Source organism: Winkia neuii subsp. neuii DSM 8576 (genome assembly GCF_000420405.1).
Taxonomy (GTDB): domain Bacteria; phylum Actinomycetota; class Actinomycetes; order Actinomycetales; family Actinomycetaceae; genus Winkia; species Winkia neuii.
The window spans coordinates 173,216-194,227 of record NZ_ATUW01000001.1; the positions used below are offsets into that span (position 1 = coordinate 173,216).

Here is a 21,012-nt window from a genome sequence, read left to right on the forward strand (position 1 = left end):
GTTCAAAGACGAATATAAGGAGTCATTCCCAAATGAGTAACAAAGGTGTCGCGTCACCTACGCGCAATAAATCCTGGTGGGAATACTTGGGGAAAGAAGACTGGAAAGCATTTTTCGCTGCCTGGCTCGGCGTACTTCTCGATGGGTACGACTTTGTATTGATTTCTTTCGCCCTTCCAGCAATTATCAAGGCTTTCGACCTCACGCTCGTACAAGGTGCGTCGCTAATTTCTGCTGCATTTATCAGTCGCTGGATTGGCGGACTAGTCCTAGGCGCCGTCGGCGATCGCTACGGCCGAAAACCAGCGATGGTTCTTTCTATTTTCATGTTTGCCTTCGGCTCTATTGCTTGTGCCATAGCTCCAAACTTCTGGGTACTGTTCATTCTGCGGTTGGTAATTGGCTTCGCAATGGCAGGAGAGTATTCCTCTTCGGCTACCTATGTAATCGAGTCCTGGCCCGTCCATATGCGCAACAAGGCTTCCGGATTCTTGCTGTCCGGCTACGCATTTGGCGTCATTGCAGCAGCTCAAGTAGACAAATACTTCGTCACCTGGGTTGACTCGATTCACCCCGGATGGGGATGGAGAGCCCTATTCCTGACTGGGGTGGTGCCCATCGTGATCGCCATCTACATGCGCAAATCTTTGCCTGAAGCATCAGATTGGGAAGAGGCCAAGTCGAAGGGCCATGTTCAAAATAACGACATGCTCGCAGTGCTTTTTGGCGGAAACAAAAAAGCTCTTAACTACCTTGCGGTAGTTGTCGCTTCCGTAGCTCTATTGTTAATCTTTACTTCAATTACCTCCGGCGTAGCGGTGACTGCGATATTGGGAGCAATCTGCGCAATCATCTTCATCTACTTCATTGTTCAGTTCAACAAAAACCGCTGGATCACAGGCGTTGCAATCATGCTCACGATCTTTGCTTCCTTTATGTACACCTGGCCTATCCAAGGCCTTCTGCCTACCTACTTACAAGGCGTGGGTATGGATCAGCAACTTGTTGCAAATGTTGTCTCGTTCGCTGGGCTGGGCAATGCCTGCGGCTACATTATTGCGGGCTTTGCAGGTGACCGTTTCGGCATGCGTCGCTGGTATGCCATCTCGCTTCTGCTCTCGCAGCTAATCGTTTTCCCATTGTTTATGCAAAATGGCAAGTACGTAATACTCGTTGCCGCACTTCTATTCTTCCAACAGATGTTTGGCCAGGGTATCTCCGGGCTTTTGCCCAAGTGGGTGTCGAGCTATTTCCCAGTAGACAAGCGAGCAGCTGGACTCGGTTTCTGCTACAACGTAGGCGCACTTGGTGGAGCAGTTGGCCCGGTACTGGGCGCCGCAGTGGCGGCAAAAGTCTCGCTTGGCATGGCACTAGCTATTCTCTCTGCAGGTTTTGCAGCAGTAGTCATGATTTCGATCGGCGCTAATATTCCTCGTCTCCTTCAGAAGGCCGTGGCCCCCGAAGCAGTTCGCATTGAAGATGGCGACGACGAGGTAATCAAGGAAGGCAAATAATGTCCCAACTATTCGTGGTAGGAGCCTACGCATCTTTACCAGAAGAAGGCAGGCAAGACGACTACTATCAACTCCTACACCAAGAAAAATGGATTGACGGGATCGAGATACCTTTTCCGGGCGTCATCAAAAACAACGCACGAGATTTTGCCAGAGTACTGTCTAAAGACTGGAGTGCCAATACAATTACTGCAATCCCTGGCACCATGCAAAATGTTTGGAAAGATCCTAAGTTTGGGCTTGCCTCCCCTGACGAAACTGGTAGAGAGGCCGCGCTTGGCTTTTGCGATGAGATCAGGAATTCCGTCATTGAGCTAAACACTGAGTCAGGTAGGAGCTCAATTAGCTATATCCAGCTACATTCTGCTCCCACAAAGCTGGCGAACGCTACTTCCTTCTGCAAGTCTCTAGAACAGCTACTCAAACAGGACTGGGGCGGGGCAAAACTAGTTATCGAGCACTGCGACAAGTTTGTCCCATCCCAAAAACCCGAAAAAGGATTTCTCTCCATAGGCCAAGAAATCAATATAGCGCGTGAGCTTGGCGTAAGAATCCACATAAATTGGGGACGGTCAGCAGTTGAAGGCCGCTCAGCAGACACCGCCTATGACCACATTCAAGAATGCGCTAAGAACGGTGTACTAGCTGGACTCATCTTCTCCGGAGCCGGCCCAGAACCCACCCAGTATGGGTATTCCTGGATAGACGGGCATCTACCTACTTCCGCCTACGAGCCTAGTTCTCTACTAACTTCGAATCAGATCGAACGCTGTTCGCAGGCAGCAGAGTCCGCCGAATATATTGGCGCAAAAATCTGCGTACCTAAAACGGCGCCCCTCTTGGAGCGCGTGCAAATGCTAAGAAATATTTACGATTCAACTAAAGGAATTGAAAAGTGAGCAAGTTTAAAGGTGTTATACCACCAGTCGTAACTCCTCTTACCGAGTCGGGCGAGCTGGACAAAACTAGTTTCAAACGTTCCATAGATAGGATGATTGAAGCAGGAGTAAATGGACTTTTCATACTGGGATCGTCCGGTGAAGTCGCCTTCTCTACTGACGCACGTCGCGAAGAGATTCTAAGAGCCGCCAAGGAAATTGTTGGCGACAGAGTCCCACTTCTAGCTGGATGCATCGACACTGAGACGCTACGCGTTATAGAGCACGCAAAGGTAGCAGAAGAGCTCGGTTACGACGCGATCGTGGCCACCGCACCATTCTATGCGCTGGGAGGTCTACCCGAGATTGAACGACATTTTCGCGTTATTCATGAAGCAACGTCGTTGCCAATCTTCGCCTACGACATTCCGGTATGCGTACACGTGAAGTTGCCGGGTGCCCTTCTTCTAAAACTCGGCAAGGACGGCGTGATCGCTGGCGTAAAGGATTCCTCTGGAGATGACGTGGCTTTCCGCTTCCTTGCTGACGACAATGAGGAAGCCGGCCACCCACTTGCCTTATTTACAGGCCAAGAAGTAGTTGTCGACGGCGCCTACATGGCCGGTGCAGATGGGTCGGTACCAGGTCTGGCGAACGTGGATCCAGTTAGCTATGTAAAGCAGTGGCAGGCTTATCAGGCGGGCGATTGGGATACCGTTCGCACCACTCAAAACCACCTGTCGGCACTAATGCGCATTACCTCGGTAGTACAAAACGTTTCTGGTTTTGGGGCAGGAGTTGGAGCCTTCAAGACTGCCATGAAATTACTCGGCGTGTACGATTCAAACATGATGCCTGAGCCCGTGGCAGCGCTTGAAGGCGAGAACGTACAGCGTATTCGAAATGTGTTAGTAAAAACAGGGATGCTAAGTGACTAACATAGCCGCAATAGACATAGGCGGCACAAAGATTGGCGCCGGTCTTATTTGCACCAGGACTGGGAATATCACTCGCATACCGGACCTTCCCACTCCGGCTCGGGAGGGCAGCGGCGCAGTATGCGCCGCTGCCGCCCAGCAGCTGTCTAAGATTCTGGAAAATGGACGGGCAGAAGCGATCGGTATATCTACCGCAGGGATCGTAGATACAGACAGTGGAACTATCACATCCGCCACTGATCTAATCAAAAATTGGGCGGGAACGAACCTAAAAAACTATTTTCAGAACGAGTATGCACTACCCACCTTCGCCCTAAATGACGTGCATGCCCACGCACTCGGCGAAGCCAAATGGGGCGTCGGGAAAAATTACAGATCCATCCTGTCGGTTGCTGTAGGCACGGGCATGGGGGGAGCCTTCGTACAAGACGGACGCTTACTACAAGGAGCACACTTCGCTTCCGGCCATGTTGGTCATGTAGTTCACCCGTTAGCCAGGGGACTGGAATGCTCTTGCGGTGGATTTAGCCACATCGAAACGGTGGCCTCCGGTAGTGGCCAGGTTCGTTTTTATAACAACAAGCGCCCCCCAGAAATTTCAGAAGTTTTTAGCGGAAAAGAGATCTCTACCCGCGCAGCTCAAGGGGAAAAATACGCACAAAAGATACTAGAAGAAACAGCCTACGCACTAGGGCAAGTCCTGGGTGGATTGTGCAACTGTTTTGATCCCCACGCAGTGATCTTGTCAGGCTCGGTAACTAAAAGTGGGAGCAAGTGGCTAACACAAGTTAAGGCTGGCTATTCCAAGACCGCACTACCGCCGCTGCGCAGCATTCCACTATTGAAAGGAGAACTCGGCTCTACTGCCCCACTCCTAGGCGCAGCTTCCTGGGCCGATTCGAAATTGGAAGAAACAAATGAACAAGGTAATTGAATCCCTTCGCGGAGGACTCATTGTTAGCGTCCAAGCCTATCCGGGCGAACCTATGCGTAACCCGGAAACGATGGCGCAGATTGCACGGGCTGCCGAACAGGGCGGCGCTGTTGGAATACGCTGCCAGGGCTTAGCAGATATTTCAGCTATAAAAGGGCGCGTAGAAATTCCAGTATTAGGGATCTGGAAAGAAGGCCATGACGGAGTGTTCATCACCCCAACCCTTAGGCACGCACGCGCCTGCTCCACGGCTGGTGCCGATATAGTGGCACTCGACGCAACCAGGCGCCCCAGGCCTGACGGACGCACATACGCGCAAACTGTTTCAGCTCTACACGACGAAGGAATACTCGTAATGGCTGATTGCGGATCAATTGACGACGCACGCCAAGCAGCAGAGTGCGAAACCGACGTGCTGTCGACCACACTTGCGGGATACACTGGTGAACGCATTAAGACTGATGGGCCAGATATGGATCTCCTCGCCCAAATGGTTGGGGAGTTTCCAAACATCCCCATCATTTGCGAGGGACGAGTTCACACCCCGGCGCAGGCAAGTGCTGTGATGAAAAAAGGTGCTTGGGCAGCCGTAGTGGGGACGGCAATAACACATCCAACGACTATCACCAGCTGGTTCAGCCAGGCTATAAAAAACGCAGAATAAAAGGAGCAACGATGCGCATAGGCATATTCAACACCGCTTTGGACGCGTGTGACGCGGCCGCAAAGTTCATCATCGAAAACTTCCCAAAGGGCGGCAACTTGGGGGTTGCCACCGGCTCTACCCCCTTGCCTTTGTACTTGCGTTTGCGCGCCGCCCACCACAGAGGCGAATTCGATCTGTCTGATTCGCAGGCCTTTGCCCTAGACGAATACGTAGAAATCGGTTCCGACGATCCGCAGCGCTACCGAAACGTGCTCCGCTACGAACTAGTTGGCGACGACAAGACTGGCCTGAGCGAAAACGCTCTGCACACTCCCCTAGCAAAAGGCGGAGATCCCGAGCAGGCAGCCGAAGCCTACGAAAAGGAAATAGCTGCCGCCGGTGGCGTTGATATTCAAATACTAGGAGTTGGGGCGAACGGGCACATAGGGTTTAACGAACCTGGCGAATCTTTCAACTCGCGCACTCATTCCGGCACGCTAACCGAACAGACACGTGCCGACAACGCCCGCTTTTTCGGCGACGAGCCAAGCTCCGTTCCCACCCACTGTGTTACACAAGGGCTGGGCACAATCATGGACGCACGCACTATTGTGTTACTCGCTACCGGGCCGGCCAAGGCTGAAGCGGTTCGCGCCCTCGTAGAGGGCGAAATAAGCGAAGACTGCCCTGCATCCATCCTGCAAAAGCACCCGAATGTCATCGTGTTCCTGAACAACAACGCCGCCGCCAAGCTAGAACGCAAAGCCGACTACAAGAAAGCCTGGGTGGCCGACCAAAACTAGTCAGAGGCCGAGGCGGTGACCTTCCGCGCATTTACCTCCCCCGCCAGGCAAATACCGCCTGACGGGGGACATTATTGAAGAGTGACAACAACCGCAGCTGAGCAAATCGACTCTAGCCCACTGACGCGCAACCAAAAATCGCTAATTGGTCTAACCATCGCGGGCAACATTTGCGAATTCTTCGACCTTTTTTTGATCGGCTTCGTCATAGCATTGCTAATGAAAACACCCGGTTGGGACCTGACCGGGCTGCAGGCCGGCATCATTGCAGCATCCTCGGGGGTGGGCACCGTCCTCGGATCGCTAGTGTGGGGGCGCATGGCCGACCACTTCGGCCGCCGGCACGCCTTCATGTGGTGCATAGTCGTAATGGTCGCATTCACCGCAGCAACGCTCACCATCCAACCCGGCCAATGGCACCTGCTCAGCCTCTACCGCGTAGGCGTCTGCGTTGGCGTGGGCGGGCTCAACATTACCTCGCTGCCGTTCGTACAAGAATTCGTTCCCGTCCGCCAACGCGGCCTACTTTCGGGACTTACCTCAGTATTCATCCCACTGGGACTATTCCTGGGATCCCTAGCCACAAAACTATTTGCTGAGCCCTTCGGCTGGAAGGGACTGATTGCCCTCGGCTGCGCGCCAATAATTATCTTGGTATGGGGGTACTCCGTGCCGGAATCCCCCCGTTTTCTGGCAACAAAAGGGGATTTCAAAGCCGCCCGCGACGCCTACGCGTGGGCAATGCAGATCCCCCGCGACCAGGTGGGAACAGTGGAAGTGCGGGCTGGGAACCAGAAAACCTCCTATGCGTTGATCGTACGCAAATACCCCCGCGAACTAGTAGTGATTGCGGCTGCGTCATTCTGCTTCCTGCTGGGCTGCTTCACCATCCAGTCTTGGGGCCAAACCCTACTGGGGGAGTCCTTCAACTTCGACACCGGCACCGTCGTCTACATGTTCATGGGCGTGTCAGCAGTGGACCTGGCAGGCAGACTGGCCGGCGCATGGATGTCGGATAAGATTGGGCGGCGACGGACACTGCTCATCTGGGGGTGGCTGGGAGGAGCCGGCTGCCTAGTTGCCGCATTCTCTGCGAAAGCTGCCAGTTCTGGAGCTGTCAGCACACACACCGCCGGCATGATCTTCTTCGGCGGGATCCTACTAGCCATGGCCTTCGGAGACGGTTCCTTCGGATTCCTGAACGCATTCGGCGCCGAACAGTTCCCCGCCGCTGTGCGCTCCACAGGGGTGGGCATGACCTACGGCATCGGCGCCACCGCCAAAATCATAGGCCCCTACCTGGTGGGATGGATGATTGGCTCCAACGAACTAACCCCCCAGATTGTGTTCGTTCCCTTCCTACTATTCGGCATCCTGCTATTCGTGGGCGGATATTTGTTCACCCGGGCACGCGAAACCGCCGGTGTGGCACTGGATTAGCATTCAGCACCCGGATCGCGTCGCCCTCGGCAGGGGCAGGGCAACCCTCTCTACTACCTTTACGACCGCCGTTCCTGCCCCTGCCAGACAACTCATCCCGGCGCTCCCGCAGGTTCGGACGACAACCTGAATAGCTACACTCAATTTTGTTGAGCATTCTTCCTCGCATAGTTGACTACATCCGAAAGCTTAGATTTATTGATAATAATCAATGTCGATTAATTTTTCAGCAATGAGGCTGAAAAGAATAGAGAAGTTATGCCTAAACTAGGTTCCCTACTCGGCTTATTAGCAGGATTATCTCTAACAACCACCTTTACTGCTCCCGCTATTGCCGCGGCCGAGCCGGATAAGCCCCCAGAATTTGAATCCTCCATAACCATCGCCAACCCGAAAGTGGATGGGAGCACGTGGAAACAGGGCGAACAAATAAACTTCGTTGTTCGGTTGACGAATAAAACCGACAAGACGCGTTCTTTCGCTTCGACCTCGTCAAACCTTACGGATTGGCAGGGCTGCAAGTGGACCGCACTACCACCCAACAAAGAGGCTAAATGCACCTTCGCCTACCATGTGACGACTGCTGAGGATGCAAAAACCGGTTTCCTTCCAACCATCAAATGGCGCATGTATTCGCAAACTGGTTATCGCGGCACCAGTGCCGAGCTCCCTGAAACAAGCGGTAACAAAACCTCGGTGAGCACACAGAAAGCTGCTGCCCCCAAACCAGCCGCCGAAGAGCAGCCAGCAGCGCCCGCAATGCCGGCCCCTGCACCTAGTGCAAGCACGGCGCTGCCCGCACTTGCGCCAGCGGGGCCGCTCCCCGTCCGCTCCCACGCAGCCGGGTACAACATTCGCATCCCCGCCATAGCTGTGGCCACCAATGGTGACCTGCTGGCTGCATACGACCTTCGCCCTCATGATGGGGGAATGAATGGCGGGGACTCACCAAACGCAAACTGGATTATGCAACGTCGCTCCACCGACAACGGGCGCACTTGGCAGGCCGAAACCGTAGTGGCGCAAGGGCGTTCTGGGCGGAACAGGCTAGGATTTTCGGATCCCTCCTATGTGGTGGACCGCGAGAGGGGCACCATATTCAATTTTCATGTTCATTCCATGCAGTCCGGAGTGTTCGCGAATAAGCCCAATTACAAGTACGACCAGCGTGGCAGGATAGATGAAACTGACTCCCACACTATGAATTTGGGTTTGTCTGTATCTACCGATAACGGCCACACCTGGACTCAGCGGGTAATCACCGACCAGGTGCTAGGGCCAATAGCGAGGAAGAATAAGCTACTGTCTTGTTTTGCTACTTCCGGGGCTGGTACGCAAAAGACCGCCCCACCGAATAAGGGCAGACTGCTGCAACAGGCGGCATGTATTCAAGATCAAAATGGCAACGGAATTTCTGAATTTGGCATAGACGCTGCCCTAGCCGTAACCATCTATTCGGATGACCACGGAAAAACTTGGCACGCTGGCACCCCGACTGCCCCGCACGAGGGCGGCAAACACTGGGTGTTTGACGAAAATAAGGTCGTGGAATTATCAGATGGTTCGCTAATGCTCAATTCACGCACCAGCGGCGGGGAGGGGCTTGGCTACAGAATTGTTGGCACCTCGAAAGATGGGGGCGAAACTTGGCAAGATTTTCGAGTAGACAAGAATCTAATTGATCCAAGCAATAACGCCCAGATCATTAGAGCATTCCCGAACGCTAAGCCCGGCAGCGCCAAGGCGAAGGTGCTGCTTTTCTCCAACACGAAATCGCACGTAGATCGCTCCAATGGCACCCTGTGGATTTCCTACGACGACGGCAACACCTGGGCGGCTTCCAAGACCTTCCGCAAGGGTGGCACCGGATATTCCACGATAGCCGTGCTGTCAGACGGCAACATAGGCATCCTCTACGAGCCCGCAATGTGGGCCGACATCGGTTTCACCACAACTAACATTGCCTGGCTAGATGCCACTGCTACAAAACGGTTAGAAGAGGCCAACGATGCGGAAAACGAAAGTGAGTCGAACATCGAAAAGGAGCCCACACCCAAGCCGGCCAGTCCAAGCGGCAGCAGAAGCGAAGCGGGCAAGCACCCGCGGAACCAGCGTGCTGCCCGGAGTTAAGGCAGCGGCTTTGCGGGCGCGAACTTAGCCTCTCAGTGTTAGCGTGGAAAATGCAGCGCAGGGACGCGTCGCAACCATTTCCTGTACCACCCAACCGAAACATTCACAGGAGAAACAATGCGCAAGATTCCAACCCTGATAACCACCATCGCCGCCACCGCCACCTTCTCACTACTTACACCCCCTAACCTCCACTACCCCCACAGCAACCGCCGCAACCTCAAAGGCCAGCGAACAAGCAACGTCTGCCACAAATACCCCCGACGAGCTACCCGTGCAGTCAATCGAATCAATCTACGCGCAAGCCCAAGCCCGAAATCTTGACGCCGAAGCAACTAACTACGCCATCCGCACCCAACAAGTAATAAATGCCTACCATGCCTTACCAGAAGCACTGAGACACCGCCCTCTATCGGACCCGGCGGTGCAAAAGGAACTTAACCATCTTATCTTTGCGCAAACGGGCAACCGTTGGAGCCTAGAGGGTACCTCTAAGGCTTTTGACTGTCTGCTAGCAGTTGCAGATGCGGCATCAATAGCAGTCCCCGGGGCCCAATACTGGAAATGGATAAAGGCTGCGGGCGGCGTAATCACAGTTGCAGAAGCTATAAACGACTACCTCAAATCCAAGACAGAAAAAGCTTTCATCAAGGTCGTAGGCAAAGAATTCGGCAAGTTCCTTAAAAAGGTGCTAGCCGTGCAGCATGTAAAAGAAAGTTGTTTCAAAGCAGATTAGAGCGTAAGAAGAGGAGCCTTATGAAAAAATTTGGATTCATTATCCTAGGATTCTTTACGGGGGTAATAATATTCCTAATCAGATCCAAACTAGGAATAGATCTCAATCCGGCCAGCGGCAGCAAAACACCAGAACACTTTTCGTGGGGAGCCTTAATACTGTGGGGTGCAGTTGCGGCTGCGATCGCAGCCTTCTACGCCTTCTTTCCACACCATGGCGACAAAGACAAGTAACTGCTGCCGAGTTCGGTCCGACCTTCCCCACGGGCAAGGCCGGGTCTGAATGCTTCACCCTAGGCGGCGGGCACTATTCCGGGCGTAAGCATGCGATCGGCTCAAAAAGGAAGAAAGAAGTCAGGGCTCAGCCGAACATTCACGCGCAACCGCCCAAAGCATGCGCAGAAACTTCACTCGGGGTGGTTGGCCGCCCAAATGACGCGGTCGGCCTCGTACAAAGCAATCTCGAGCGCCCGCAACTGCTCCTCAAACTCGCCCTCGCCCACGCTTGGGAACCGAATCATGCCGCCAATCGTGCCCTCGTGGTCGTGAACGTACTCTAGTGCAGCCAACGCCGCCGCATTCTGAAAATCGGCAGCTACCGTAAACGCAGGCTCAACCGCATACCCCTCGCCAGCAAGCTGGCGCACGATCGAACGCCACGGCAACGACGCCAATCGGGCAGTAGGCCCATCCGGATCCACCAAATCTGCACTAGCATACGGGTCCTCCCCCGCCGCCTTGTCCAGCAGGTTCAACGCCACGCGCTCCACAGCAATGGGCTCCCCCCGGCCCACAAAACCACAAACCACAACGATATCCGGGGAAGTATTCGCTGCCACCTCGCTGAGCAAAGCCCTAGCCCCAGGCCCATGCTGCGGCAGAATTAGAGGCACTACCTCGTGGCGTCCATCCAGGGCATCCACCAGCTTCTGCGTAATATTCCCATCAACCTTTGCATCAAAGCCAGCCAACATGATCCGAGTCATAACGCCCCCAAAAAAATTGCGCTACCATCTTTTGCTTGTAGCTATCTTGCACACTGATCTTACCGATTTGCCGTTAGGCTTTAAACATGCGCATATCAAATTGGGACAATTCTGGCCCCTCCAGCTGGGACCCTAAACAAAAAGCCCCGATCGACCCTTTTAACACCGCCCGCTTCAACGTGCAGCCAGTGGACCAGGCCCTATCTGGGCCGGCCTACCAGCAAAATCGTTCCCTAAAGCAAGCGGCAAAGCCCGTGCTGGTGCTCCTTGCAATTATGTGGGCAATATACTTAGTCGAAGTTTTCGCGCGCCTCGACCTAACCAGCCTGCTAGGCATTCACGCGGGGCAAGTATCCTCACTTTGGAACATCTTCACTTTCCCCTTCGAACACTTAAACTTCGGGCACATAGTGAACAATTCCTGGCCATTTTTAATCCTGGGAACTCTAGTTTCCAAAGAGGGTGCTTCCCGCTACCTGTGGGTAACTGTCGCCGGCACCGTAGTGAGCGGCCTCGGAGTCTGGCTGCTTTCGCCAACCTATTCACTTACTGTTGGCGCTTCGGGCGTAGTTTTCGCCTACTTTGGCTACCTGATCGCCGCTGCCCTGGTAGAAAAGAATTCCAGCCAGAGGGCGGGGCGTATTGCCGTGGCTGTAGTTGTTGGCATTTTTTACGGTTCCTCAATGCTCATGAGCCTAATCCCGCGCGGAGACGTGTCCTGGCAAGGTCACCTTATGGGCGCAGTCGGTGGCATTATCGCCGCCATAATTATCGAAGGTGCCGAGGCACACAGGCTACAGGCTAGGCAAAACGGCCCCCAAATATTTCCACCTAGCCGCTAGAGAAGGTTTCCCCACCCCCGCCCCTAGGCGTCAAAGACACACTTTTGCCTACAGGGCTGGCCTGCCCACAACAGGGAGTTCGGAAGTAGGGGGTGGAAAAAGTAAGGCGGCGCCTCGGCGCCGCCCTTGCGCATCATCTGCGCGCTCTAACCGCCTGTAACCTTGCCTAGGGCAAACGTGAATGCCGCTGCCCCCAGCCCAATCGCCAGCTGCCGCAGCGCGCGCGGGCCCGGCCTCGCCCCCGAAAGTAAACCCACAAACCCGCCTGTAACCAGCAGCGCCATCCCAACCAGGCACACTGCCGCCACCATTGCCCCCACGTGTGAAAGCGGCAGCAGGAACGGTATAACCGGGATGATCGCCCCCGCGGAAAAGAATAGGAACGAGGACAGGGCGGCCTTCCAGCCGTCGCCAACCTCCTCGAAACCATCCGACTGGGTCTCCTCGGCCAAACGGGAGGCCTCAATCTGGCTAACCATCTGCCGGGCGCGCTCTTCGGCCTCGGCCGGTTCCATTCCGCGCGCCCTAAAGACCAGTGCTAGCTCGTTGCTTTCCAAATCCAGCTCAGGCAGCGCCTCAGCCGCGGCAGGAGACGGGTTGGAGGCTTCGAGTAGCTCCCTCTGCGAACGCACTGACACGTATTCGCCTGCCCCCATGGACAAGGCCCCCGCCAATAGTCCAGAAAAACCAGTAATCAGGATTGCGCTACCGCTCACCCCGGCACCAGCCACCCCAAGCAGCAACGCCAAGTTAGAAACCAACCCATCGTTCATGCCAAACACGGCGGCACGGAATGTCCCCGCCATTCGCATGCGAGAACGGCCCGCGAGCGCCCGCACCACCTCGGAATGGACGCGCTCGTCTGCGCTTATCTGCGCGGGAGTTTCGGGCTCGCCCCCCGCCTGCCGCTCTTCGGCAGACTGGGCTAGCGCCAGCACAAACACGGACCCGAAGGTGCGCGCAAGCGTGGACATTAGGCGTGTGCGCAGCGGCGGGATTGGGGCTGGGTAGGCGTGCAGGCCCAGCTTGTCTAACCAGTAGCGTTCGTGGCGCTGTTCCGCCTTGGCGAGTTTTAGTAGCACCTCGCGTTCGACCCCGCTGCGCTTACCCGCCAGGTAAGAGTAGGTGGCGGCCTCCTGCCTTTCGCTAGCTAGATGCCGCCGCCACCTTTTGATTTCAGCCTTGGTAGGTGGGTGCACTGCGGTTACTTCTGTTCGGAAACTTCTTCGACCTCGACGTCAACGTATTGCGGCTCAGTACGCGAGGTGGACGACTGAGTTGGAGGGGCAAACAGGCGCTCTTTGATGTGGTCGGCTACCTTGTCGGTCACTTTCTGGCCCTGTTCGGAAACCACTTGGTTGATCTTGCGGGAAGCCTGCCCCGACATTTGGCGCACCTTCGGGTTATCCGCTACAGCGTGCACCCCGCGCGCAACCGGCCCATCCGGATTGTTGCGCATTTCCCGGCGAGCAAAATAAACGCCTGCGCCAAGGCCCAGCAGGCCCAAAGTAAACTTCTTCATTATTCCTCCTGTAAGTCAGCCAAAAACTACCTTACCGGGTGCGAACAAAACTCGGGAGGGCGAACTTTGCCCCTAGGTTGGCCTCGAAATATCTTTGCCGGGGTCGAGGGCGTTTACCCGCCCATACGGGCACAAAAAATGTGATCCAGCCCGCCTTGGCGGACTGGATCAACAGGCTAAGGGAATCGCAATTTTAGATCAGCAGCGCGCCCCCCAGGGCTACCGCCGAAACGATCACGGTGGCAATAAGGCCAAGTACCACTGGTTTTGGCCCCACCTTCACCAGGTCTGGCACGCGAATTCCTAAACCGAGGGCGCCCATAGCCATAGTTAGCGCGCCGGTTTGAATTAGCTTCGCTGCCGAAAGTACCGAGGCGGGAAGCGGCACCAGCGACGTCAAAATTACCATTGCTAAAAATCCGACCACGAACAGCGGAACCAGGGGGGCTCCCTTTTGGCCGGAGTTATCTTTGCGGTATACGAGGGCGAGCACAGCCACCACCCCGGCCAAGCACACTACGCGAGCCAGCTTCACTGCCACAGCCGTGGCCAGTGCCTTTTCTCCCATGGCGGCGCCGGCGGCAACGACCTGGGCCACCTCGTGAATAGAACCGCCAGCCCAGGTGCCAGCCGTAACCGGATCCAACCCGAACAGGCCCGCCAACAGGGGTAGCACCGGGATGCAAAGCGTGCCAAAGACAACCACCAAAGCCAGTGCGGTGGCCGTTTGATCTTTGCTGGACTTTACAGTGTCTTTCGCACCTGCCACAGCGGCGGCCCCACAGATCGAAAACCCGCACGCAATCACGCCAACCAGCGGCTTAGGTAACCCCATCGCCAAACCGATAAACATTGTGGAGGCGACTCCCACGGCCACCACTACCACCACCAGTACCAGGCGCTGCCACCCCAGGGAAGCCAACGTCGACAGGGAAATTTGTAGGCCCAACAGCACAATGCCAAGGCGTAGCAGCCGCTTAGCAGAAAGAGCAATGCCAGGGCCGAAGCGCTCCGGCACCCGCCACACGTTAGCTACCACCACGCCGAGGGCGATAGCTACCAACAGCGCGCTAGCTAGGGGAACCACCTTGTTGATGGCCATGGCAGCTAGTGTTATGCCCCCTGTTAGTGCCAGGCCAGGCAGGAACTCTGCCACCGAAAAATGTTTTTTCTTTACTACTTTTACTTTTGGTTTTTCAACAACAGCATCCACAACAGTAACTATGAAGAAAAAATCCGGTCGGGAGAATACTCAATTTTACACCGCTGCCATATACTTTTGATATGCCAATGCCGAACTTGCAGCTCCTGGACCTGCTGGTGCGCACCGAAGAACTTGGAAGTCTCTCCAAAGCGGCCGCCGCCATGGGCCTAGCCCAACCAAACGCCTCACGCGCCCTAGCCCGCTTCGAACGCAAAATAGGCCAGCCCCTACTGGCGCGCTCGTCCTCTGGGTCAAAACTAACCTCTACCGGGGCCCTCGTGGCCGGGTGGGCGCGTCCGCTACTGGCAGCCAGCGAAGAATTCGAAGCAGCCATGGCCTCCCTTCGTAAAGATGCCACAGACCGCCTGCAAGTGTTGGCCTCCCAAACCATCGCCGAAAGCTACGCCCCCGCCTGGCTGGCCCGCTTCCAGGCCTGCCACCCGCAGGTACGCGTACACCTCGAAGTGGCAAACTCCGCCGCCATAATGGAACGCATCCTAGCCGGGGATTCGCGGCTCGGGCTCGTAGAATCAGCCACCATCCGCCCCGGCCTGCACACCCAGGCGATAGGGCACGACCAGCTCATTTTGATCTGCCCGCCAACTCACCCGTGGGCCCGCAGACGCTCACCGGTATCACTAAAACAGCTGGCAGGCACCCCTCTAGTAGTGCGCGAAGAAGGTTCCGGTACGCGCCAAGTGTTAGAACTGGCCCTCGCCCAATTCACCGCGGCACGCCCGGCACTAGTGGCCTCCTCAAACGCCGCCGTAATCGGTTCCGTCAGCGCCGGGGCCGGACCAGCCGTAATTTCCCGCAAAAGCGCGGCCTCCGCCCTCACCCAGGGGATAGTTTGCGCCGTGGGAGTCGAACATTCCGACCAGCTGAGGCGAACCCTCAGAGCAGTTTGGGCTAGTGGGAAAGCCCCCGTTGGGGCTGCGGCACATTTTGTTGAGGCAACTCGGCCCGCTTTACCGCCCCGGCCGCAATAGCCGTAGTAAGCGGAACCGCCAGCACAAGGCCCGTAGCTGAGGCGAGCGTGCGCAACGCTTCGGCCCCAATATCCTCTGAAGCGAGCAGCGACTGCAACGACTGGTTGTAGAACATAACCAGCAGCAGCAGGGTGGACAGGGCGGCCCCAGCGTAGGCGAACACGATCGTGTAAATAGTAGAGGCAATGTGATCGCGGCCAATGCGCATGCCCGCCCGGTAGAGCTCCCAGCGCGAATAGTGGGGGGCTGCCGCGCGTAGTTCCCACACGGCAGAAGCCTGGGTTATGGTCACGTCATTTAGCACCCCCACTCCCGCAAGGACGAGGGCGGCCACCGCCAACTGCCTAAAGTCCAGGCCGGGCAGGCGCGCAGCCAGGTTCAACTCGGTTTCGTCGGTGAAGCCAGAAAGGCGCCCGGCGTATACCGCTATAGCTCCGAGCCCTGTCGAAACTGCGAGCGCCACCAGGGTTCCTGCAAGAGCCGCACACGTACGCAGCGAAAACCCGTGTGCAATGAACACGACGACGAACATGATGGCCGAGCCCGCAACCAGACCAACCCACACGCCAGGGTTGCCGCACACGAGCGAAGGCAGCATGAATAGCATTAGCACCGCCCCCGCGACCCCTAACCCCACCAGTGCAAACAGCCCTTTCCAGCGGGCAACGGCAAGCACCGCGAGGGCGAACATCGCCGCAAAAACACCAATCAGCTGGCTGCGGTGGACGCCCATAAACGAATACTGCACGCCCGCCGGGGTGTCCAGTCGCATCACGGAGAGCTTGTCGCCGCTGCTGATGCCAGCGTTAGCGGCCGGGCCAGCCAAACGGAGCTGGTCCGTTTCATCACGGTGTTTGCCGGTTAGTACTTTTATTTGTGCCAGCCTGCACTTCGAGGCCGGGGACGCGGCGGTTTCTGGCGAGTCCGGCGAAGCTGAAGGGGAGGCTGTGCCGGCTTCGCCTTGGGACGGGGAGGCGTCCACCCCACAGTTGCCCCCCAGCCCTATAACCTGCACAGTTTCGAGGGTGGCCGAGGGGGCGAGCAAATAGTTTTTCTGCACCTGGCGCAGGGCCGCGGTCTGGCTGCTATTCGGCCACAGCAGCACGAGGCCGAGCAAAGTAGCCACCGCGATGGCGGCAAGAAAGGACAGCAACGCCCACTTTGCCACCGGCGAGGTCGAGGCGTTCGCCTGCGCTGCCGACAAGTGCGCATGCAGGTGGTGGGAGCCCACGTGGCGAGCGGAGGCGTGCCGGTGGCTGGCAGCCGGGCCACGCCCTGCAGTAGGATCGGACGAACTTGCGTGGGCGCCCTCGCCCTGGTGCGAATGATTCATGCAGACATATTACGTCCACGCCGCTGAGGCCTTCGATGTTTTGAGCCGTAATAGAACAACCAGGAAATTAGGACTACGAGCACTATGGTGGTTGCCGTGCAAATTGATTGAAGTACAGGCATAGGATGCCCGTTCAGGCTACTAACAATTGCAACTACCACCATTGCAGCCTCAGCTACTAAGAGGACGACACCTATAGCAACGCCGGTAAAAAATATTTTTCGTTGCCTGCCCTGTATCATTGCGCGTCACACACCCATCCCAATTTAATTGAGCCCGCAGAGGAAGAGAGGCCTCCACAGGCAGAGCATGCAAAGTTCTAACATTAATAGCCATAGGGCTCCTTCCATTGAAAATACTTCATTCCTGCATCTTTACTTTTCAGCCTAACAAGTACACCAAATGCTGCAACAAAGAAGATCGTCCCCCTCAGGCCCCACTGACCTGCGCGCACAAAATAAGCGGGCCGCGCCCCGCAGAAGGACGCCAGCCCGCTTATCTGTTCGCCTTATTTACCTGTGACCAGCTCGTCTACTTGTGCGCTTCGCGCACCTGCTTGGCTGCGGCCACCAGGTTCTCTAACGAAGGAATGGTCTCGGTGTAGGCGCGAGTCTTTAGCCCACAGTCAGGGTTTACCCACAACTTTTCAACCCCCAAGCCCTCGACAGCCGCTTCGAGCAACCGCACAATTTCGTCTACCTGCGGCACGCGTGGGGAGTGAATGTCCCACACGCCGGGGCCAAGCCCCCGCTCAAAACCGCGCTCGCGGATCGCAGGCAAAATCTCCATGCGAGAACGGGACGCCTCAATAGAAGTAACGTCCGCATCCAGCCGGTCTACCGCGTCAATTACGGTCTTGAAATCCGAGTAACACAGGTGGGTGTGGATCTGCGTCTTATTCTGCGCCCCGCCAGTTGCCAGGCGGAACGAACCTACAGACCACTTCAGATATTCTTCCTCGTCAGCCTTTCGAAGCGGCAGCAGTTCCCGGATCGCAGGCTCGTCGACTTGCACAACGGGGATGCCGGCCTCTTCCAGATCTGCAATCTCGTCGCGCAGGGCCAACCCCAACTGGTCTGCGACCTCGCCGGGAGCCTCGTCGTCACGCACAAACGACCAGGCCATGATAGTAACCGGACCGGTGAGCATGCCCTTCAACGGCTTGTCGGTAAGCGACTGTGCGTACGAAGACCACTTGACAGTAATTGGCGCCTCCCGCACCACGTCGCCCCACAGGATGGACGGCCTAGTGCAGCGCGAACCATAGGACTGCACCCACCCGTTCACGGTAGTGGCAAACCCCTCCAGGTTTTCCGCGAAGTACTGCACCATGTCGTTGCGTTCGGCTTCGCCGTGCACCAGCACGTCTAGCCCTATGCGTTCTTGCACGCGCACGACGTGCTCAATTTCCGCCTTCATCGCCTGTTCGTAGTCGGCGTAAGACAGTTCGCCGCGCCGGTGGGCGGCACGCGCCTTGCGGATCTCGACGGTCTGCGGGAACGAACCAATTGTGGTGGTAGGCAGGGTGGGCAGGTGCAGCCGCTCTGCCTGCTCGGGGGCGCGTTCGGAGTAGGGGGCGCGCCGGCGGTCCGCATCCGTCACAGCACTAGTACGTTTGCGCACGTCAGAACGCTTTACGCCGGGGTGTTCTTGGCGCGAGGCCACGGCCGCGTCGGAAGCCGCTAGTTCAGCAGCGATCCCCTCTTCGCCCTGCTCCAGCCCCTTTGCCAGTGCCACGACCTCTTCGATCTTCTGGTCTGCGAAAGATAGCCACGACTTGATCTGCGGGTCTAGCTTGGTTTCCTTCGCCACGTCAATCGGCACGTGCTGCAGCGAAGTTGAGGTAGTCACCGACAAGTGCACCTGCGGCAGGCCCTTCTGCAGCTCCCGCAACTTCCCGAGGGCAACGCGCAGGTTCGTGCGCCACACGTTGCGCCCGGACACGATGCCGGCAGCAATTGTGCGCCCGGCCCAAGCTTTATCCCAGGCTGCCAGCGTGCTAGCAGCCGGGGTTTTTCCCTTTACCAAGTCGATTGCCACGGCCTGCACCTGGGTTGCCGCCAGAGCTTCGACGGCATCGAAGGCATGCCCGTAGGTGAGGGCGACCAGCAGGTTTGCGCCACGCACCGACAGGCGCCGGTAGGAATCGGTTAGGGCGGCAATAATGCGTTCGCGCGGGTATTCCCACCGATCCGAAGTGAGCGCCGGCTCGTCGAACTGCACCCATGTGGCACCGGCTGCCACCAGATCGTCAACTAGAGCCTCGTAGATGGAGACCACTTCGGGCAGGCGCGCCAAGATATCGTAGCCCTCGCCCGCCTTGGCGGAGGGTTTGGAAAGTAGCAGGAAGGTGACGGGGCCAACCAATACCGGGCGCACGCCCTCGCCAAGCAGGGCGGCCGCACGCGGGCGGGTGGAACCGAGCCATTCAAACTTCGTTTCGGGCCCAATTTCGGGCACCAGGTAGTGGTAGTTCGAGTCGAACCACTTAGTCATTTCGAGGGCGGGGCGGGCACCTTCGCCACGCGCGATGGTGAAGAGCGCCTCCAGGGCGGCGGTGGTTTGCGCGTCTGAGGCGTGCCACAGGTCGGGGCCGGCTTCTGCTAGAGCTTCGCGCTCTTTGGCGAAGCGGGTGGGCACCGCGCCCGTGGCCTCGATAATGTCGAGCACCTGGTCGTAGTAGGAAAAGTCTTCAGGAATGGAGCCGGCTTCGGTCAGTCCCAGGGCGTGCATGCGTTCGGTGCGCGAACAACGCAGCTGGTTGGCGGTTGCCATCAGCTGCACGCCGTTAGTTTTGCCGGACCAGAATTCTTCTAGCACCCGCTTCAGTTCGCGGTGCACCCCAATGCGGGGATAGCCCAGGATGGAAGCGGAGGGGAAGTGCTGTTCAGTCATGGTGTTCCTTATAGTTTTAGCTGTACTTTTAGCGTTTTTGGGTGTCTTCTACCGCGGAATTGGGATTTTGCGCGGTGTTTAGTTGCTGGGCGTTAGCCTGTGCAGTGCTAGATCGACTAGTTCGGTGTCGATCCCACCGCGCTTGGGCATTCGGCCGTTGCGGTAGCCGGAGGCGCGCACGTATTCGACCACGTCGAGGGCGGGCCGCGGCCTGTTGAAGGTGTACAGGTGAACGCCGGGGGCGCCAGCTGCTAGTACACCGTCGATCAGGGCTAGGGTGGCGTTGAGCGATTTGGCTACGCGTTCGCGGGCGTCAGCAATTTGTAGGGTTTTCGAGATTTCTTCCGGCACGGCTACGCCCGCAATTTTTTCGAGGGCGTTTAGCCGCTTTAGGTCTGTGAGTGGGATGATTCCGGGCACTATGGGAAGGCGCCCTCCGGCTATGGTCAGTTCGCGTACTAGGGAGGCGTATTCGTCTGGGTTGTAGAACACCTGGGTGATGGCGTAGTCGGCGCCGGCTAGTTCTTTTTCTAGGAGGGCGGCAATGTCGTTGCGCCGGTATTGACCGGAGGCGGCCGGGTAGGCGGCCACTGCGATGGAGACGTAGTTTTTGGGGTTGGCAGCGCTGGCTGCGCCGGCTCCGTTGGGGCCCGTTCCCACGCCGTCGGGCAGGGTGTCGGCTGCAATTTCGCGGATGAGGGCGACCAGTTCTGCCGCCGAGGCGAGCCCCCCTGGCACTACTTTGAATTCGGTTTGCCCGGCTGGTGGATCCCCGCGCAGGGCTAGAAAGTCGCGGATTCCGGCGCGCAGCAACAGTCGGATAGTCATTGCCAGTTGCCCGCGGGTGGCTCCTACGCAGGTCAGGTGGGCTACTGCGGGCAGGCCGGGGTGCCGGTCGAGCACGCGGGTTAGTACGCGCACGGAAGTGTCCCTAGTGTCTACTTTTGCCCCGGAGGCGCCGTAGGTGACGGAAACATAGTCGGGGGCCGCGGCAATTAGCCGGTCCACTCCCGCCCAAATGGAGGAGAGTTTGGATGACGACCGGGGCGGAAATAATTCGAATGAAACGGTTGGATGAGTTGTTCGCTCGCCTGCTTTGTAACCTTTGTAGAGGTGGGCTGTCGTCATATTTACTCCCATCGAAACTGGCATTAGCACCCGCTAAAGGGTTGCTGCGGCGTCGACAAGCCAGATCTCTCGGCCGCTCTGGATGGCTATTTGAC

At 57.0% G+C, this 21,012-nt stretch carries 19 protein-coding genes and 1 riboswitch; of the genes, 12 read left to right on the top strand and 7 right to left on the bottom strand.

The window, feature by feature from the left end:
• Positions 1 to 32 precede the first annotated feature (32 nt).
• From G437_RS0100780 to G437_RS0100825, 10 genes are all read left to right on the top strand, one after another.
• Complete coding sequence (locus G437_RS0100780; protein ID WP_024330699.1) at positions 33 to 1,514, top strand: MFS transporter; 1,482 nt, start codon at positions 33 to 35, stop codon at positions 1,512 to 1,514.
• Complete coding sequence (locus G437_RS0100785; protein ID WP_024330700.1) at positions 1,514 to 2,413, top strand: DUF4862 family protein; 900 nt, start codon at positions 1,514 to 1,516, stop codon at positions 2,411 to 2,413. The genes G437_RS0100780 and G437_RS0100785 overlap by 1 nt, the downstream gene beginning before the upstream one ends.
• Positions 2,410 to 3,330, top strand: a complete 921-nt coding sequence (locus G437_RS0100790; RefSeq protein ID WP_024330701.1) for a dihydrodipicolinate synthase family protein — start codon at positions 2,410 to 2,412, stop codon at positions 3,328 to 3,330. Before G437_RS0100785 ends, G437_RS0100790 begins: the two co-directional genes overlap by 4 nt.
• Positions 3,323 to 4,264, top strand: a complete 942-nt coding sequence (locus tag G437_RS0100795) for an ROK family protein (protein ID WP_024330702.1) — start codon at positions 3,323 to 3,325, stop codon at positions 4,262 to 4,264. The genes G437_RS0100790 and G437_RS0100795 overlap by 8 nt, the downstream gene beginning before the upstream one ends.
• Complete coding sequence (locus G437_RS0100800) at positions 4,248 to 4,928, top strand: N-acetylmannosamine-6-phosphate 2-epimerase (RefSeq protein ID WP_024330703.1); 681 nt, start codon at positions 4,248 to 4,250, stop codon at positions 4,926 to 4,928. The genes G437_RS0100795 and G437_RS0100800 overlap by 17 nt, the downstream gene beginning before the upstream one ends.
• Before the next feature lie 11 nt (positions 4,929 to 4,939).
• Entirely contained in the window at positions 4,940 to 5,713 is a 774-nt protein-coding gene (locus tag G437_RS0100805) for a glucosamine-6-phosphate deaminase (RefSeq protein ID WP_024330704.1), read from the top strand.
• Between the two features lie 81 nt (positions 5,714 to 5,794).
• Complete coding sequence (locus G437_RS0100810) at positions 5,795 to 7,153, top strand: MFS transporter (protein WP_024330705.1); 1,359 nt, start codon at positions 5,795 to 5,797, stop codon at positions 7,151 to 7,153.
• Positions 7,154 to 7,411: 258 nt separating this feature from the next.
• Positions 7,412 to 9,283, top strand: a complete 1,872-nt coding sequence (locus G437_RS10395) for a sialidase family protein (RefSeq protein WP_024330706.1) — start codon at positions 7,412 to 7,414, stop codon at positions 9,281 to 9,283.
• A gap of 274 nt (positions 9,284 to 9,557) precedes the next feature.
• Positions 9,558 to 10,019 carry a hypothetical protein gene (locus G437_RS0100820; RefSeq protein ID WP_024330707.1) on the top strand — a complete coding sequence of 154 codons (462 nt, stop codon included), beginning with the start codon at positions 9,558 to 9,560 and terminating at the stop codon, positions 10,017 to 10,019.
• A gap of 20 nt (positions 10,020 to 10,039) precedes the next feature.
• Positions 10,040 to 10,252, top strand: coding sequence for a hypothetical protein (locus G437_RS0100825; protein ID WP_024330708.1), 213 nt, complete (start codon positions 10,040 to 10,042; stop codon positions 10,250 to 10,252).
• A gap of 173 nt (positions 10,253 to 10,425) precedes the next feature.
• On the opposite strand, the gene G437_RS0100830 is transcribed toward G437_RS0100825, so the two are convergent.
• Positions 10,426 to 11,004 carry a pyroglutamyl-peptidase I family protein gene (locus tag G437_RS0100830; RefSeq protein WP_024330709.1) on the bottom strand — a complete coding sequence of 193 codons (579 nt, stop codon included), beginning with the start codon at positions 11,002 to 11,004 and terminating at the stop codon, positions 10,426 to 10,428.
• Positions 11,005 to 11,090: 86 nt separating this feature from the next.
• Between G437_RS0100830 and G437_RS0100835 the strand changes: the two genes are divergently transcribed.
• Positions 11,091 to 11,846 (top strand): rhomboid family intramembrane serine protease, encoded by a 756-nt coding sequence (locus G437_RS0100835; RefSeq protein WP_024330710.1) that lies wholly within the window; start codon positions 11,091 to 11,093, stop codon positions 11,844 to 11,846.
• A 146-nt stretch (positions 11,847 to 11,992) separates the two neighbouring features.
• On the opposite strand, the gene G437_RS0100840 is transcribed toward G437_RS0100835, so the two are convergent.
• The 3 genes from G437_RS0100840 to G437_RS0100850 form a co-directional block, all read right to left on the bottom strand.
• A complete protein-coding gene (locus G437_RS0100840; protein ID WP_024330711.1) occupies positions 11,993 to 13,045 on the bottom strand; it encodes a VIT1/CCC1 transporter family protein in 1,053 nt (350 codons plus the stop codon).
• A 5-nt stretch (positions 13,046 to 13,050) separates the two neighbouring features.
• Positions 13,051 to 13,368 (bottom strand): hypothetical protein, encoded by a 318-nt coding sequence (locus G437_RS0100845; protein ID WP_024330712.1) that lies wholly within the window; start codon positions 13,366 to 13,368, stop codon positions 13,051 to 13,053.
• A 193-nt stretch (positions 13,369 to 13,561) separates the two neighbouring features.
• Positions 13,562 to 14,581 carry a YeiH family protein gene (locus G437_RS0100850; protein WP_024330713.1) on the bottom strand — a complete coding sequence of 340 codons (1,020 nt, stop codon included), beginning with the start codon at positions 14,579 to 14,581 and terminating at the stop codon, positions 13,562 to 13,564.
• 71 nt (positions 14,582 to 14,652) lie between these two features.
• Between G437_RS0100850 and G437_RS0100855 the strand changes: the two genes are divergently transcribed.
• Positions 14,653 to 15,561, top strand: coding sequence for a LysR family transcriptional regulator (locus G437_RS0100855; protein ID WP_024330714.1), 909 nt, complete (start codon positions 14,653 to 14,655; stop codon positions 15,559 to 15,561).
• On the opposite strand, the gene G437_RS0100860 is transcribed toward G437_RS0100855, so the two are convergent.
• From G437_RS0100860 to G437_RS0100875, 3 genes are all read right to left on the bottom strand, one after another.
• A complete protein-coding gene (locus G437_RS0100860) occupies positions 15,482 to 16,894 on the bottom strand; it encodes a YibE/F family protein (RefSeq protein WP_051141846.1) in 1,413 nt (470 codons plus the stop codon). The genes G437_RS0100855 and G437_RS0100860 overlap by 80 nt on opposite strands.
• 531 nt (positions 16,895 to 17,425) lie before the next feature.
• Positions 17,426 to 19,789 carry a 5-methyltetrahydropteroyltriglutamate--homocysteine S-methyltransferase gene (gene metE, locus G437_RS0100865; protein ID WP_024330716.1) on the bottom strand — a complete coding sequence of 788 codons (2,364 nt, stop codon included), beginning with the start codon at positions 19,787 to 19,789 and terminating at the stop codon, positions 17,426 to 17,428.
• 78 nt (positions 19,790 to 19,867) lie between these two features.
• Positions 19,868 to 20,917 (bottom strand): methylenetetrahydrofolate reductase, encoded by a 1,050-nt coding sequence (locus tag G437_RS0100875; RefSeq protein ID WP_024330717.1) that lies wholly within the window; start codon positions 20,915 to 20,917, stop codon positions 19,868 to 19,870.
• 5 nt (positions 20,918 to 20,922) lie between these two features.
• A riboswitch (SAM riboswitch) is annotated at positions 20,923 to 21,006 on the bottom strand.
• Positions 21,007 to 21,012: the final 6 nt, after the last annotated feature.

What these genes read in the sequence shown, in the direction of transcription:
- G437_RS0100800 (WP_024330703.1), top strand. Translation starts at nt 4,248, where the DNA reads ATGAACAAGGTAATTGAATCCCTTCGCGGAGGACTCATTGTTAGCGTC.
- G437_RS0100785 (WP_024330700.1), top strand. Translation starts at nt 1,514, where the DNA reads ATGTCCCAACTATTCGTGGTAGGAGCCTACGCATCTTTACCAGAAGAA.
- G437_RS0100830 (WP_024330709.1), bottom strand. Translation starts at nt 11,004, where the DNA reads ATGACTCGGATCATGTTGGCTGGCTTTGATGCAAAGGTTGATGGGAAT.
- G437_RS0100780 (WP_024330699.1), top strand. Translation starts at nt 33, where the DNA reads ATGAGTAACAAAGGTGTCGCGTCACCTACGCGCAATAAATCCTGGTGG.
- G437_RS0100835 (WP_024330710.1), top strand. Translation starts at nt 11,091, where the DNA reads ATGCGCATATCAAATTGGGACAATTCTGGCCCCTCCAGCTGGGACCCT.
- G437_RS0100860 (WP_051141846.1), bottom strand. Translation starts at nt 16,894, where the DNA reads ATGAATCATTCGCACCAGGGCGAGGGCGCCCACGCAAGTTCGTCCGAT.
- G437_RS10395 (WP_024330706.1), top strand. Translation starts at nt 7,412, where the DNA reads ATGCCTAAACTAGGTTCCCTACTCGGCTTATTAGCAGGATTATCTCTA.
- G437_RS0100805 (WP_024330704.1), top strand. Translation starts at nt 4,940, where the DNA reads ATGCGCATAGGCATATTCAACACCGCTTTGGACGCGTGTGACGCGGCC.
- G437_RS0100825 (WP_024330708.1), top strand. Translation starts at nt 10,040, where the DNA reads ATGAAAAAATTTGGATTCATTATCCTAGGATTCTTTACGGGGGTAATA.
- metE (WP_024330716.1), bottom strand. Translation starts at nt 19,789, where the DNA reads ATGACTGAACAGCACTTCCCCTCCGCTTCCATCCTGGGCTATCCCCGC.
- G437_RS0100855 (WP_024330714.1), top strand. Translation starts at nt 14,653, where the DNA reads ATGCCAATGCCGAACTTGCAGCTCCTGGACCTGCTGGTGCGCACCGAA.
- G437_RS0100845 (WP_024330712.1), bottom strand. Translation starts at nt 13,368, where the DNA reads ATGAAGAAGTTTACTTTGGGCCTGCTGGGCCTTGGCGCAGGCGTTTAT.
- G437_RS0100875 (WP_024330717.1), bottom strand. Translation starts at nt 20,917, where the DNA reads ATGACGACAGCCCACCTCTACAAAGGTTACAAAGCAGGCGAGCGAACA.